Annotated in this window: 14 protein-coding genes and 1 other RNA gene; 8 read left to right on the top strand and 7 right to left on the bottom strand. The window is 65.1% G+C overall.

From position 1 onward, the window contains the following. Positions 1-4: 4 nt before the first annotated feature. From ACEQZY_RS16560 to ACEQZY_RS16550, 3 genes are read left to right on the top strand one after another with little or no spacing between them, the layout of a single operon-like run. Entirely contained in the window at positions 5-778 is a 774-nt protein-coding gene (locus tag ACEQZY_RS16560; RefSeq protein ID WP_341703198.1) for an ABC transporter ATP-binding protein, read from the top strand. Then, complete coding sequence (locus tag ACEQZY_RS16555) at positions 771-1,574, top strand: ABC transporter permease (protein ID WP_341703197.1); 804 nt, start codon at positions 771-773, stop codon at positions 1,572-1,574. Before ACEQZY_RS16560 ends, ACEQZY_RS16555 begins: the two co-directional genes overlap by 8 nt. Before the next feature lie 7 nt (positions 1,575-1,581). Next, positions 1,582-2,889 (top strand): FAD-dependent oxidoreductase, encoded by a 1,308-nt coding sequence (locus ACEQZY_RS16550; RefSeq protein ID WP_370155882.1) that lies wholly within the window; start codon positions 1,582-1,584, stop codon positions 2,887-2,889. 5 nt (positions 2,890-2,894) lie between these two features. Here the strand turns inward: ACEQZY_RS16550 and ACEQZY_RS16545 are convergent, their stop codons facing one another. Continuing rightward, positions 2,895-3,377, bottom strand: a complete 483-nt coding sequence (locus ACEQZY_RS16545) for a MarR family transcriptional regulator (protein ID WP_341703195.1) — start codon at positions 3,375-3,377, stop codon at positions 2,895-2,897. Positions 3,378-3,560: 183 nt separating this feature from the next. Here ACEQZY_RS16545 and ACEQZY_RS16540 point away from each other — a divergent pair, with 183 nt between their 5' ends. Further along, complete coding sequence (locus ACEQZY_RS16540; RefSeq protein WP_341703194.1) at positions 3,561-4,097, top strand: NUDIX hydrolase; 537 nt, start codon at positions 3,561-3,563, stop codon at positions 4,095-4,097. On the opposite strand, the gene ftsY is transcribed toward ACEQZY_RS16540, so the two are convergent. From ftsY to ACEQZY_RS16515, 5 genes are read right to left on the bottom strand one after another with little or no spacing between them, the layout of a single operon-like run. Continuing rightward, positions 4,094-5,047 (bottom strand): signal recognition particle-docking protein FtsY, encoded by a 954-nt coding sequence (gene ftsY, locus ACEQZY_RS16535; RefSeq protein ID WP_370155878.1) that lies wholly within the window; start codon positions 5,045-5,047, stop codon positions 4,094-4,096. The genes ACEQZY_RS16540 and ftsY overlap by 4 nt on opposite strands. Next, positions 5,044-6,327: a tRNA (N(6)-L-threonylcarbamoyladenosine(37)-C(2))-methylthiotransferase MtaB gene (gene mtaB / locus ACEQZY_RS16530; protein WP_370155876.1), complete on the bottom strand. Its 1,284-nt coding sequence runs from the start codon at positions 6,325-6,327 to the stop codon at positions 5,044-5,046. The genes ftsY and mtaB overlap by 4 nt, the downstream gene beginning before the upstream one ends. 4 nt (positions 6,328-6,331) lie before the next feature. Further along, positions 6,332-7,183 (bottom strand): diaminopimelate epimerase, encoded by an 852-nt coding sequence (dapF, locus tag ACEQZY_RS16525; protein ID WP_370155874.1) that lies wholly within the window; start codon positions 7,181-7,183, stop codon positions 6,332-6,334. A gap of 49 nt (positions 7,184-7,232) precedes the next feature. After that, a complete protein-coding gene (locus ACEQZY_RS16520) occupies positions 7,233-7,742 on the bottom strand; it encodes an Hpt domain-containing protein (protein WP_341703190.1) in 510 nt (169 codons plus the stop codon). 32 nt (positions 7,743-7,774) lie between these two features. Continuing rightward, positions 7,775-8,272 carry a response regulator gene (locus ACEQZY_RS16515; RefSeq protein ID WP_341703189.1) on the bottom strand — a complete coding sequence of 166 codons (498 nt, stop codon included), beginning with the start codon at positions 8,270-8,272 and terminating at the stop codon, positions 7,775-7,777. Between the two features lie 202 nt (positions 8,273-8,474). On the opposite strand from ACEQZY_RS16515, the gene ACEQZY_RS16510 reads away from it, so the two are divergent. After that, positions 8,475-9,686 carry a multidrug effflux MFS transporter gene (locus ACEQZY_RS16510; protein WP_341703188.1) on the top strand — a complete coding sequence of 404 codons (1,212 nt, stop codon included), beginning with the start codon at positions 8,475-8,477 and terminating at the stop codon, positions 9,684-9,686. A 4-nt stretch (positions 9,687-9,690) separates the two neighbouring features. Here the strand turns inward: ACEQZY_RS16510 and thyX are convergent, their stop codons facing one another. Then, a complete protein-coding gene (gene thyX / locus ACEQZY_RS16505; RefSeq protein WP_341703187.1) occupies positions 9,691-10,629 on the bottom strand; it encodes an FAD-dependent thymidylate synthase in 939 nt (312 codons plus the stop codon). A gap of 132 nt (positions 10,630-10,761) precedes the next feature. On the opposite strand from thyX, the gene ssrA reads away from it, so the two are divergent. The 3 genes from ssrA to ACEQZY_RS16490 all read left to right on the top strand — a co-directional run bounded on the left by ssrA (position 10,762) and on the right by ACEQZY_RS16490 (position 13,417). Beyond that, positions 10,762-11,112: a transfer-messenger RNA gene (ssrA, locus tag ACEQZY_RS16500) on the top strand. Between the two features lie 118 nt (positions 11,113-11,230). Continuing rightward, the gene (locus tag ACEQZY_RS16495) at positions 11,231-11,746 is read left to right on the top strand and encodes an SspB family protein (protein WP_370155869.1); all 516 of its coding nucleotides are present in this window, start codon (positions 11,231-11,233) and stop codon (positions 11,744-11,746) included. A 60-nt stretch (positions 11,747-11,806) separates the two neighbouring features. Continuing rightward, positions 11,807-13,417 carry a fumarate hydratase gene (locus ACEQZY_RS16490; protein WP_370155866.1) on the top strand — a complete coding sequence of 537 codons (1,611 nt, stop codon included), beginning with the start codon at positions 11,807-11,809 and terminating at the stop codon, positions 13,415-13,417. Positions 13,418-13,476: the final 59 nt, after the last annotated feature.

Raw genomic sequence — 13,476 nt, 5'->3', positions numbered from 1 at the left:
GAGCATGCAAGTCGTACTGGAGGCGGTCGGTTACGCTTACGGCGATCTGCCGGTACTCGACGGGATCAGTTTCACCGTCGCAGAAGGCGAAACCGCGGCGCTGATCGGCCCCTCCGGCTGCGGCAAGTCGACCCTGCTCAATCTGGTTGGCGGACTGCTGCCGCAGCAGAGCGGCAGCATCCGCACCCATGGATCGCCGCCTGCCGGCTGCCTCAACCCATTGACCTTCGTGTTCCAGGATTTCGCCCTGCTGCCGTGGCGGACGGTTGCCGGCAATGTGGCGCTGGCACTGGAGCATCATCGGTTGTCGCGCAGCGAACGCGATGGCCGCATCGGCGAGGTTCTGCGGCTGTGTGGCCTGTCGGATTTCGCCCAGGCCCTGCCCCGACAGCTGTCCGGCGGTATGCGCCAGCGTGTTGGCATTGCGCGGGCCATCGCCGTCCGTCCGGCTGTGATGCTGATGGACGAACCGCTCTCGGCCTTGGATGCCCAGACCCGCGAATTGCTGATGGAGGATCTGGTGGCGATCTGGTCGCGCGAGCGCACCACCACCCTCTATGTAACGCATAACCTGGGCGAGGCGGTGCGGCTGGCCGACCATGTCGTGGTTCTGTCGCGCCGGCCCGGTCGCGTCAAGCGCATCGTGGCAATCCCGGTGCCGGTGGCCGAGCGGCACAAACCCGAACATGCCGCCGCGCTGCAGCAGCTGCATGACGAACTCTGGGCCCTGATCAGGGCCGAGGCGCAGGTGGCCGACCGGGAGATGCAGGATGCCTGAAACGAAGCTTCCGGCAGGTACCGGCGTCGCCTTTCGCGGCGGCGGTTTCGTTCCCGGCAATCGCCGCTGGGCGCCCTGGCTGGCGTTTGTCCTCATCATTGCGGCCTGGGAGGCCGCCTCCGATACCGGATTGCTGCCGGCGCTGTTCATGCCGGCACCGCATGAAGTGGCCCTGGCCTTGTATGCCCTGCTGGAAAGCGGCCAGCTGTTCGTGCATATCGGTGCGTCACTGCAGCGGATTCTTGGTGGCTGGGTGATCGGCAGCCTGGCCGGCCTGGTGGTCGGCTTTGCCATGGGCATCTTCGTGCTGGCCCGTTCGGTCGGTTTGCCGGTTGTCGCGGCCCTGTTTCCGATCCCGAAGATCGCCCTGCTGCCGCTGTTCATCCTGTGGTTCGGCATCGGCGAACCCTCGAAGATCGCCACCATCGCACTTGGGGTTTTCTTTCCAACCGTGGTCAGTGCCTATTCGGCGGTCGACAACGTGCCGCGCAACCTGATCCGCATGGCACAGAGCTTCGGGCTGTCGACGCGGATGATCGTCTTCAAGGTGATCCTGCCCGGGGCCATGCCGGGCATCCTGGCCGGCTTCCGGATTTCCTCGTCGATTGCCCTGATCCTGGTGGTTGCCGCCGAGATGATCGGTGCCGATACCGGCATCGGCTCTTTCGTGCTCGCGGCCGGCAACCTGATGCAGACCGACCAGCTGGTCGCCGGCGTGGTGCTGCTGTCGCTGATCGGCCTGCTGGTCAGCTGGCTGCTGAGCCGCGTCGAGAAGACGCTGCTGCGCTGGCGCTGAGGCGACCATGAGCGAGTATCCGATCCCGCAGACCCGCATCCTGCGCCGGCCGGAAACGGCGGTGCCGCATATCGTCACTGCCGATATCGTCGTGCTTGGCGCCGGCATCAGCGGCATTTCCGCTGCCCTGGAAGCGGCAAAGCTCGGCCGCCGTGTGGCGCTTGTCGATGCCGGCCAGCAACTGGGCGGCCAGTCGACCGGCTCCATGCTCGGCACCCTGTGTGGCTTCTATTCCAACGGGCCGGACCCTTATCGTGTCGTCTATGGCATGGCCGACGACATGTTCGCGCATCTGAAGCGCGAAGACGCCCTCAGCATCCGCAGGGGCCGCAACACCTATATTCCGCTCTACCAGGAGCAGGTTCTGGTCCGCTGGATCGAGCAGGCAGTGACCGCTGCCGGTATTGATGTGCTGCTGGGGGCCGTCCTGCTCGAGGTGCGCCGCGATGGCGGCCGCATCGCCAGCCTGCTGCTGGCGACACGGTTCGGGCCGGTTGAACTGCGCGGTACCGGATTCGTGGATGCGTCAGGCGATGCAGCACTGACCTATGCCGCCGGTTTCGATTGCCGCGAGCCGGTCAGCCCGATCCAGGGCACGCTGATGTTTACCATAGAAGGCTTCGATCAGGCCGGCGCCCAGGCGGTCGATCGCTGGACGATGCAGAAACGGCTGGCCGAAACCGGGGCGCGTTATGGCCTGGTGCGGCGCGACGGTTTCGTCTTCGCCTTTCCTGGCAAGGGGCAGGCCACGGTCAACATGACCCATGTGGAAACGCCCCTTGATCCACTGGGTTATGCGGCAGCCCAGGCTGAGGGGCGGGCCCAGGCCGACCGCGTGGTGGATTTCCTGCGGGGCGAGTATCCGGAGATTTTCGGATCTGCCCGGGTGCGGCAATACGGATTCCTCGGCATCCGCCAGACCCGCTGGATCGTCGGCCGCCACAGTCTTTCCATTGACGAGGTGCGCGGCGGCCACCGGCATGCCGATGCCATCCTGCGCTGTTCCTGGCCGGTCGAACTGCATGACCGGGCCGAAGATGTGCACTGGGAAGAATTTGGCGACGACCACCTGCATTACATGCCCTTCGGCGCCATGGTGCCGCGCGAGGCCGATAACCTGGTTGCTGCCGGCCGCTGTGCCGATGGCGATCCGGCCGCACTCAGTTCGGTGCGGGTGATGGGGCCCTGCATGGCGATGGGGGCGGCAGCGGCACAGGCCCTCGACCTTGCCGGTTCCGGCTCGGTGCGGCAGATCGATATCGCGGCGCTGCAGGGCCGCCTGAACGACAACCTGCAGCGCCGCGATCGCGAGTAGACCGGTCAGGGCTTCTGCTCGAGGCCCTCGACCAGGCTGCGCAGGGCAGCAATGAAGGCTTCCCGCTGGGCCGGCGGAATCGGATGCAGGATGCGATCCTGTGTCCGCTCCACGCCGGGCTTTGCCGCCCGCAGCTGGGCCTCGCCTTCCGGTGTGATCGCCAGCGCATTGGTGCGGCGGTCGGTTTCGGTGCGCTGGCGGACCAGCAGGCCGCGCTTGATCAGGCGGGCCACCATTTCGGCGACGGTCGAGCGGTCGATGCCGGTCAGCCGCACCAGATCGACCTGACTGATCCCGCTGTTCTGGTAGATTGCCAGCAGCAGTGCGAATTGCCGTGGCGTCAGGCCGTTGATGCCAACTTCAAGCGTATAGAGATCGACGGCCAGCTGCTGGCAGCGCCGCAGCAGATGTCCGGGTGCGTCATAGAGATTGAACGTGGCCAGATCGTCGGAATCCGACACGGCCTGGGTGGTTTTTTCCCCCGACATGGAACCTCCCTTGTTTGTGTTAACAACTACCCTGTTATTATTCCAAGGCGGATTATTTCCGCTTCTCAGTGCACAGATTGAACGCCATTGCGTGGGCCTCGTCCAGACCCGGGATGAATTGTGCAGCGAGATTTTCGCGCAATGATACCCTGCTTGCGGCTGCCGGCCTGATTTGGAGCGTTTATGCAGAACCCCAGGGATTTTGGATTTTCCCTCAAGACTCCGGATGGAGACACGCAGCATCGTCTGGTCTGCGGCGATTGCGGCTGGATCCATTACGTCAATCCCAAGGTGGTGGTTGGCGCGGTGGTTGCTCATGAGGGGAAAATTCTGCTCTGCCGGCGGGCCATCGAGCCCCGGCGCGGTTTCTGGACCATCCCCGCCGGCTATCTGGAGGAGCGGGAAACAGCAGAAGCGGGGGCGAAGCGGGAGGCGCGGGAGGAGGCCTGTGCGGAGATCGCACTCGATAGTTTGCTGGCAGTCTACAGCATTCCCCGCATCAGCCAGGTCCAGCTGATCTGGTGCGCGCGTCTGGCGGTGCCGGAGATCGCGGCCGGCCCGGAATCCCTCGAAGTGCGTCTGTTCGGCTGGGACGAGATTCCCTGGCAGGAACTGGCTTTCCCGTCCGTGCACTGGGCGCTTGGCCAGTATCGCAGTATCGAAGGCCGGACCGGGTTTCCCGCTTTCGGCAATCCGGCTGGCGAGACCGGGAATTATTAGTCCGGCTCAAGACCGGCCAGCGTGCGGGCATACGCCCTGGCCGTGAATGGCTGCAGGTCGGCGGCCTGCTCGCCGACGCCGATGAAATGCACCGGAAGGCCGAATTTGTCGGCAATGGCGACCAGCACGCCGCCGCGGGCAGTGCCGTCCAGCTTGGTCACCACCAGCCCGGTGACAGCACAGATTTCCTTGAATGTGGCAACCTGGCTCAATGCGTTCTGGCCGGTGGTGGCATCCAGAACCAGCAGAACCTGATGTGGCGCCGCTGCATCCAGTTTCTTCATCACCCGCACGATCTTGGCCAGTTCGGCCATCAGGTCGGTCTTGTTCTGCAGCCGGCCGGCAGTATCGACCAGCAGCACATCAACCTTCTTTTCGCGGGCCTCGGCCAGTGCGTCATAGGCGAGACCGGCGGCATCGGTGCCGGTCTCGCGTGCCAGCACCGGCACGCCGACACGCTCACCCCAGACCTTGAGCTGCTCGATGGCAGCGGCACGGAAGGTATCACCGGCGGCCAGCATGACAGATTTGCCCTGTTCGCGCAGGCGGGTTGCGATCTTGCCGATGGTGGTGGTTTTTCCGGCACCGTTGACGCCGACGACAAGGATCACCTGCGGCATGCCCGGCACTTCATCAAGGACGAGTGGCTGCTCGGCGGTCTGCAGCAGCCCGGTCAGCGATTCTGCAAGTGCCAACCTGATTTCTTCGGCCGTGATATCCTTGTCGAAACGGTCGCGGGCGATATCGGCCACAACCCTTGCGGCCGTGCTGACGCCCAGATCGGCCTGGATCAGGGCTTCTTCCAGCTCGTCGAGGGCGTCCTGGTCGAGCCGGCGCTTGGTGAACAGCGCGCTGATCGATCCGCCGAGCTGTCCTGCCGAGCGCGACAGGCCGGCTTTCAGACGGCCGAGCCAGCCTTTGCGCGTCTCGCCGTTTTCTGCCCCGCTCATGCCGCCTCCAGCCAGAGTTTGCCGTCGCGCGCCGCGCGGATTGTCGCGGCGATGATCGCGCCCTTTTCCAGGTCTGCCGGCATCATGACCGGTGCGTAAGTCTCGTCACGCCCGAGTCCCGGCTGCTCGACGAGAATGCTGGCCGGCTGGCCAATCCGGCCGGCAAGGAAGCTGTCCAGTGCACATGCGGCCTGCTGGCGCAGCGCCGCCGCGCGTGCGCGGCGGACTTCCACCGCCAGCTGCGGCATGCGGGCCGCCGGCGTGCCCGGCCGTGGCGAATAGGGGAAGACGTGCACGAAAGCGAGCCCGGCTTCTCCGATCAGGTCGCGGCTGCGGATGAAAGCATCTTCGCTTTCGGTGGGGAAGCCGGCAATCAGGTCGGCACCGAGCGCGATGCCGGGGCGCAGGACGCGCAGCCGGCTGGCCACCTCCAGCGCCTGCCGGCGGCTGTGCCGGCGTTTCATGCGTTTGAGGATGAGGTCGTCGCCGGCCTGCAGGCTGAGATGGGCATGCGGCATCACGCGTGGCTCTTCTGCATAGAGCCGGAACAGATCGTCGTCGATTTCAGCGGGATCGAGCGAGGAAAACCGCAGCCGCTCGATCTCCGGCACCAGAGCCAGCAGCCGGCGGGTGGCCTGACCGAGCGTCGGCCGGCCGGGCAGGTCATGGCCATAGGATGTGATGTCGACGCCGGTCAGCACGAATTCCCGATAGCCGCGCGCGGCCATGCTGCGGGCCTGCTCGGCAACCGCACCCAGCGGCAGCGACCGGCTCGGGCCGCGGCCATAGGGGATGATGCAGAAGGTGCAGCGATGGTCGCAACCCTGCTGGATTTCAAGAAAAGCGCGCGGCCGGCCTGGAAAATGGCTGACGGCCGGCAGGGCGGCCGGCGGCGCCGTCTGGATATCGCCCACCGCAATCCGCGGCCATGTACTGCCGACATTTTGCCAAAGGCGGGGATCGAGCTTCTCCCGATTGCCGACCACATGGTCGACTTCCGGCATCGCCGCAAAGGCAGCGGCATTGACCTGGGCGGCGCAGCCGGTAACCACGATGCGCAGTCCGGGGCGTTCCCGGCGCAACCGGCGGATTGTCTGGCGAGCCTGCTTTTCGGCTTCGGCCGTGACGGCACAGGTGTTGACGACGATGATATCGTTGCGGTTTGCCGCATCGAGAGCGGCGCGGATCGCCTCACCTTCATAGGCATTCAGGCGACAGCCGAAATTCAGCACATTCGACCCGGCAGATTCGGTCTCGGCCGTTACGGGGCGGATACCCATCGTTTCAGGCCGCGGTGGACTGGGTCCAGAAGCTCGGCGGAATCTCGCCGCGGAAGGCCTCGGTGGCCGGCCCGGTCATATAGATATGGTTGTCCGCCGCCCATTCGATGGTGAGCGTGCCGCCATCGAGAACGATCTCGGCCCTGCGGTCGGCGAGGCCGCGGCGGGCCGCCGCAACCAGGGTGGCACAGGCGCCGGTGCCGCAGGCCCGGGTGATGCCGGCGCCGCGTTCCCAGACCCGCATGCGGATGCGGGTACGGTCGATCACCTGAGCAAACTCGGCATTGATGCGCTGCGGGAACAGCGGGTCATGCTCGATCTGCGGGCCGATCTCTGCCAGCGGCACGGCTTCCGCATCGGCGACAAAGAACACCACATGCGGATTGCCGACATTGACGGCACCGGGCTGCGCATAGCCGGCAAAGGCATAATCCATAGTCACGGTATCAAGCTCGCGCGCCAATGGGATGTCGCGCCAGCCGAAACGGGGTTCGCCCATATCCACAGTGACCATGCCGCGGGCGCCATGCCGGGCCTGCAGCCAGCCGCCCAGCGTGTCGATTGTAACGGCGTCGCGGCCGGTTTCCTGCATCAGCAGAGAGGCAATGCAGCGGGCGGCGTTGCCGCAGGATTCGACCTCGCCACCATCGGCATTGTGGATGCGCATGAAGGCATCCGCGCGGTCGGATTTCTCCATGGTGATCAGCTGGTCGAAGCCGATGCCCCGGCGACGGTCGCCCAGCAGCCGCACGGCGGCAGTATCCAGGGGCGTGGTCCGGCCGCGCGCATCCAGCACGACGAAATCGTTGCCGAGTCCGTGCATCTTGATGAAGGGAAGAGCGCTGGCCGGGGTCATGCGGGGGTTATAGGGCGCCGGCGGTCCGGAGTCCACCGGGCCGGCCGGCTCAGGCTCCGGCCGGCTTCGCTCCGGCGGGTTTGGCCTTGTCGACGGCAGCCTTCAGCGAGGCGCGCAGCTGGGCCTCGAGCGGCCCCCCGGTGCCGGTGATCTTGTGCGACACCACGACATAGAGGGTGTCGACATGGATGCTGACGATTTCCTGCTGCAGTTCGTCGAGGTCGTCGAGCTCTTTCAGGAAGTCATGCAGGGACTTGGCGAACTCGGTCAGCAGCGGATAGCCGAACACGCCGCCCATTCCCTTGATCTGGAAGGCCTCTTCGCGGATATGCTCAAGCACCTCACGGCGCGAGGCAGGATCGGATGCGGCGCGGCCCAGCGCTTCACGCAGGCCTTTCAGCCGTTCCACCGTCTCTTCAAGGAACTGGGCGGTCGAGGCCTGGACCACCGCCTCCATTTTCTGGCGCAGTTCGTCATCGAGCTTCAGACCGAGCCCGGTCTTGAAATTCACCGCCTTGCGTTTCAGCTCTCCGCGGTTCGGAATGGTGTTGCGACGCATACGGGTCCCTTACCGGTACCGGCTCCGGCCATTCATTCCGGCTTGTGCTGCCGCCGGTCAGGACCCTCGAAGGGCAGCTGCTGGCGGCGGCGATCCGGTCCGAAATAGTTTGGCACGCTGACGAAGTCACGGGGGCGGGCGATCACAGAGACCAGACGCCTGTACATGCTGTCGGCCGTGAATGGCTTTGCGAGAAATTCGGTTACACCCCTGTCCCGTGATTCAACGACATACTCCATCTCCGAATTCGCGGTGAGGAAGATCACCGGCATCATGCGGTCGGGCGAGGTGCCGTCATTGCGCAGCCAGTCGAGCAGTTCCATGCCAGATTTCGGTTTCAGGTTCCATTCGGTGATCAGCACGTCGACGCCGCCGCTACGCAGAACCGCAATGGCCTTTTCGCTGTCGCGGGCCGTGGCTACCTGCAGGACGCCCAGCATCTGCAGGATGTCCTTGATCAGCTGACACATCAGCTTGTTGGTATCCACAACAAGAAAGCGGACGTGACTGAAATCGATTTTTTCCGACATGCCGGCCGGCGCCCCCTCGGCAGACCGCTTCCCCGGGTCTGCGCTGAAAACATAGAATTACTTTTGCGATCATATATATACTCTCGAACAACTGAATCCAACGGGTGAGTTACACCTGTATGGGGTTCCGCAAGATTACAATTCTACTCCGCGGCGTTCGCCCGTTTTCCGCTTCGTCCCCTTTCCGGATTGCCCAGCCCCGATGTCCAAGTCACAGCCACCTGCCGGCCTGGTCCCGCTGCTGACCATCCTGTTCGCCAACGGCATCCTGGCCGGCACAATGTATCTGCCGTCTCTGCCGACCATCGGGGTCGACCTGGAGGTGAGCGGCGAGGTGCTGCCGTTAACCCTGACGGCTTTCTTTGCCACCTATGCGGGCGGCCAGCTGATCTACGGTCCGCTTTCCGACCGCTATGGCCGCCGGCCGCTGCTGCTGGGCGGGCTGGCCGTCATGGTGCTGGGTTCGGTCGCCTGCGCGCTGTCCGCAAGCCTGGACGTCTTCCTGTGGTCGCGGGCCCTGCAGGGCTTGGGGGCTGCCAGCGCCATGGCGATCGGCCGGGCCGTTGTCAATGACGCATACGAACGTAAGCAGGCCATCCGGGCCACATCGATCATCAGTGCCTCGCTGGCGGTGGCGCCGATCCTGTCGCCGCTGCTGGGCGGCCTCGTCGAGCAGTATCTGGACTGGCGCGCTTCCTTCTGGATCAGCGGCGGCATCACCGCCATGGTTGCGCTGGTGCTGGTCCGGCGGCTGCCGGAAACCCTGCCGGCCCGCAATGGCCTGCCGGGACCGCTGCTGCGCGGCATATTCCATTCTTACCGCTTCCTGCTGACCAGCCGGGCCTTCATGACCTTCGGCCTGCTGAACCTGACGGTTTTCGCCGGCCTGCACGGGTTCAATGCGGCCGCCCCGGCGGTGCTGATCGGCAGCCTGGAGGTCGACCCGGTGATTTACGGCCTGCTGATGGCAGCCGGCAGCGGCGGCTTTTTCCTCGGGGCCCTGCTGTCATCCTGGCTGGGCCGGCAGATCGGCCTGATCCGGATGATTGATCTCGGGGTGCTGTTCATGGCCGTGGGGGCGCTTGGCCTCGCGGTCACGGTGGAGCTGGCCGGGCCCAGCGTGGCGGCGATCATCCTTCTGCGGATTGTCTGGGCGGTCGGTATGGGCCTGGCGCAGCCCAACACGGTGGTGGCGGCCGTGGGGGTTAATCCCGCAGCCCTCGGTGCCGGGGCGGCGCTCTCAGGCTTCCTGCAGACCACCGGAGGCGGGCTTGGGTCGGCGGTCAATGTGCTGTTTCCCGCCGGCGACGCATTGTCGCTGGGCGTGGCTTTCGGTGGCACGGCCCTGGCCGGGATGCTGATCTGGCTCGGCAACCGCCGGGCTGCGGCCGGGGCGATGGTCGAGCGGACCTGAAGCGTCAGCCCTCGGGCCTGAGGACCGCCATCAGTTCACGCCATTCCCGGGCGCTGAGGCCCGACGACGCCTGGTCGACGGTTTCGCCGGCCAGCATGCGCCGCACCACCCTGATGCCGGTGGCCGACAGGCTGGCGCCACCGATGCGGTATTCCATGAAGGCGTCGTGGCAGGCCGGTACCCAGCGCTTCACCGTATCCAGCATCGCCTCGGCATAGACGCGGATCTCGTACTGGGCATGACTGTCGGCCCGCAGGCTGAGGAAATGCAGCAGGTTCAGCAGGTCGGTCTTCCAGTACCACTGGGTGTAGAAATTCAGCGTCAGATTCATGCGGGCGAGTTCGCGCGCCAAACCTTCGCGGCCCTCGTCGCGCCGGCTGCCGTCCGGCCGCTCGTTCAGCATGTCCTCGTAGGAGGCATAGGACTGCATCGCGTCGCGCTTCAGCAGTGCCATGACATGCGCGGCCTCGTCACCGGTCAAAAGGTCGCCGCGGCCCTGGCGGTTGCTGCTGGACTGGGCCGCCAGCTGGTCAGGCGCCGGCAGGTAGAACTCGTTGTCGAGGATCGAATAGCGCGCCGAATATTCGTTCACATTCGCCGTGCGGTGGCGTATCCACTGGCGCGCGACGAAGATCGGCAGCTTCACATGATACTTGATCTCGCACATCTCGAAGGGCGTGGTATGCCGGTGGCGCATCAGGTAGTTGATCAGGCCGCGATCCTCGCTGACCTTTTTGGTGCCGCGCCCGTAGGACACGCGGGCCGCCTGCACCACGGCGGCATCGTCGCCCATGTAATCCACGACCCGGACGAAACCGTGGTCCAGCACCGGCAGCGGTTCGTAGAGAATCTCTTCCAGGGCCGGAACGGTGGCGCGGCGGGTCGGCTGGCTCTGGCTGCGCAGGGCGGCGATTTCGGCGGCCTGCTCCGGCGTGACGGTCATCCTGGAATCTCCGGCAAACGGGGCCCGGCCACCGAATCGCGCCCGGGCCGGAAGGGCAGGCCGTTATAGACCGGCCGGCGGAGTCGGGAAAACCCCGCCGCCGGCCGGAGAGCATGGAATTCGGCGCCATGGGCCCTTCAAAAAGCCGGGGCGAGCGCCTAGATTGAAGGGGTCGGGCAACCGACTATGGCGATAAACGCTGCGCGGAATAAGCGTAACGGACCCGGGGGCAGTACCCGGCGCCTCCACCATGAGCCCGGCCGGCTATCCTCAGTTGAGGGGCCTGCCCGGCGATCCCGGCCCCGCCGGGCTGATGATGGGGGCGAATCAGGCTTGACGTGCGTGGTAAAGGCCCAGTTTTCGCCCGGCATGATACCGCCGTTATCGGGTCAATCCAAATGTGCCAACGATAACACCGTTGCACTCGCTGCCTAATTAGGTAAGCGCGGCCCGGGGGGCGCCGGGCAACAGAAGCCCCCCACTCGATCCTCCGCCTGATCGCTCCGGCCCTGCCGCGGCATGTTGCCGGGGCGCTTGCAATTGAACCGGCCGGGCAGGGCGGGTAAAATGCGCCCGTTAAGCCCCTGAAAGATTATCGGTCATGGCCGGCAAGCTGCTCGATTACAATCTGTTGGTGGAAACAGCCCTGCGCGGTGCCGTACGGGAGGCGATCAAGCGTGCCTCCGAATTCGGGCTGCCCGGCAACCACCATTTCTACATCACCTTCCGCACTGACCAGGAAGGCGTGGACATCCCCGAATATCTCCACACCCGCTATCCGGAGGAGATGACCATCGTGCTCCAGCACCAGTACTGGGGGCTGGAGCCGGGCGAGGATGCCTTCCAGGTGACGCTCAGCTTCAACAAGGTGCCGGAGAGGCTGGTGATCCCCTATGCGGCGATTACCGCTTTCGCCGATCCCAGCGTGCAGTTCGGCCTGCAGTTCCGGGTGCCGCCGAATCCGGATTTCCGGCCGCAGCCGGCCGGCACGGAGGCGGCGGCCGAGACCCTGCCGGAAGCCGGGAATCCGGCTGCGGACGAGGCTGATGCGGCCGCGGGCGAGCGCAAGACCGGCGATGTCGTCGCGCTCGACGCCTTCCGCAAGAAAAAGACCTGATCCCGTTATCCGGCGCCCTGCCGCGCCGGCCCAGTCCTGCCAGCCCCGGAGATTTCCAGCATGCCTGACTTCCGCTACGAGGACCTGTTTCCTGCCGGTCCCGACACCACGCCGTACCGCAAGCTGTCTTCCGATGGCGTCGAGGTGATCAAGGCGGGCAGCCGCGAGGTGCTGCAGGTCAGCGACCAGGCGCTTGGCGATCTGACCTTCGCCGCGATGCGCGACATCGCGCATCTGTTCCGTCCCGGCCATCTGGCCCAGCTGCGCGCGATCCTTGACGACAGGGACGCTTCGCCGAACGACCATTTCGTGGCGCTGGAGCTGCTGAAGAATGCCAACATCTCGGCCGGCATGGTGCTGCCCAGCTGCCAGGATACCGGCACCGCCATCGTGATCGGCAAGAAGGGCCAGTATGTCTGGACCTCGGGCCGCGACGAGGAGGCGCTCAGCCGCGGCGTCTACCGCACCTATACCGAAACCAACCTGCGCTATTCGCAGCTGGCGCCGCTGTCCATGTTCGAGGAAAAGAATACCGGCACCAATCTGCCGGCGCAGATCGAGCTCTATGCCACCGACGGCGATGCCTACAAGTTCCTGTTCATGGCCAAGGGCGGCGGCTCGGCCAACAAGACCTTCCTGTACCAGCAGACGCCGGCGGTGATGCGTGGCGACAACCTGCTCAAGTTTCTCGACACCCAGATCAAGACCCTGGGGACCGCGGCCTGTCCGCCCTATCACCTGGCCATCGTAATCGGCGGCCTGTCGGCAGAGCTGAACCTGAAGACCGCCAAGCTCGCCTCGGCCCGCTATCTCGACAATCTGCCCACGAAGGGCAGCGAGAGCGGCCATGCCTTCCGCGATGTCGAATTCGAGCAGAAAATCCTCGAGCTGACCCGGGTCAACGGCATCGGCGCCCAGTTCGGCGGCAAGTATTTCTGCCACGACGTACGCGTAATCCGGCTGCCGCGCCACGGCGCCAGCGTGCCGATCGGCATTGCCGTCTCCTGCTCGGCCGACCGCCAGGCGCTGGGCAAGATCACCCGCGACGGCATTTTCCTCGAACAGCTCGAAACCAATCCGGCGCAGTATCTGCCCGAACACGAGGACAAGCTCTCGACCGAGGTGGTGAAGATCGACCTCAACCAGCCGATGAACGAAATCCGCAAGACGCTGTCGCAGTATCCGGTCAAGACCCGGCTGTCGCTGTCCGGCACCCTGATCGTCGCCCGCGATCTTGCCCATGCCAAATTCGCCGAGCGGATCGAGAAGGGTCAGGGGCTGCCGGATTATGTGAAGAACCACATGATCTACTATGCCGGTCCGGCCAAGACCCCCGATGGCTATGCATCGGGTTCCTTCGGTCCGACCACGGCCGGCCGCATGGATTCTTATGTCGGCCTGCTGATGGAGAATGGCGGCGGTTTCATCAGCCTCGCCAAGGGCAACCGGTCCAGGCAGGTAACCGAGGCCTGCCAGAAGCACGGCGGCTTCTATCTCGGCTCGATCGGCGGTCCGGCTGCGATCCTCGCAAAGAACTGCATCAAGAAGGTCGAGCAGCACGAATATCCGGAACTCGGCATGGAAGCTGTGTGGAAGATCGAGGTCGAGGATTTCCCGGCCTTCATCATCGTCGACGACAAGGGCAACGACTTCTTCGCCAAGCTGGCCTGAGCGGCCGGCTGTTGTTACCCGCAATCAGAAAGGCCGCCCTAAGGGGCGGCCTTTCCCGT

This window comes from Ferrovibrio sp. (assembly GCF_964218355.1).
Taxonomy (GTDB): Bacteria; Pseudomonadota; Alphaproteobacteria; order Ferrovibrionales; family Ferrovibrionaceae; genus Ferrovibrio.
The sequence above is the reverse complement of the archived record's forward strand: the minus strand, read 5'-3'. Positions and strand labels throughout refer to the sequence as shown.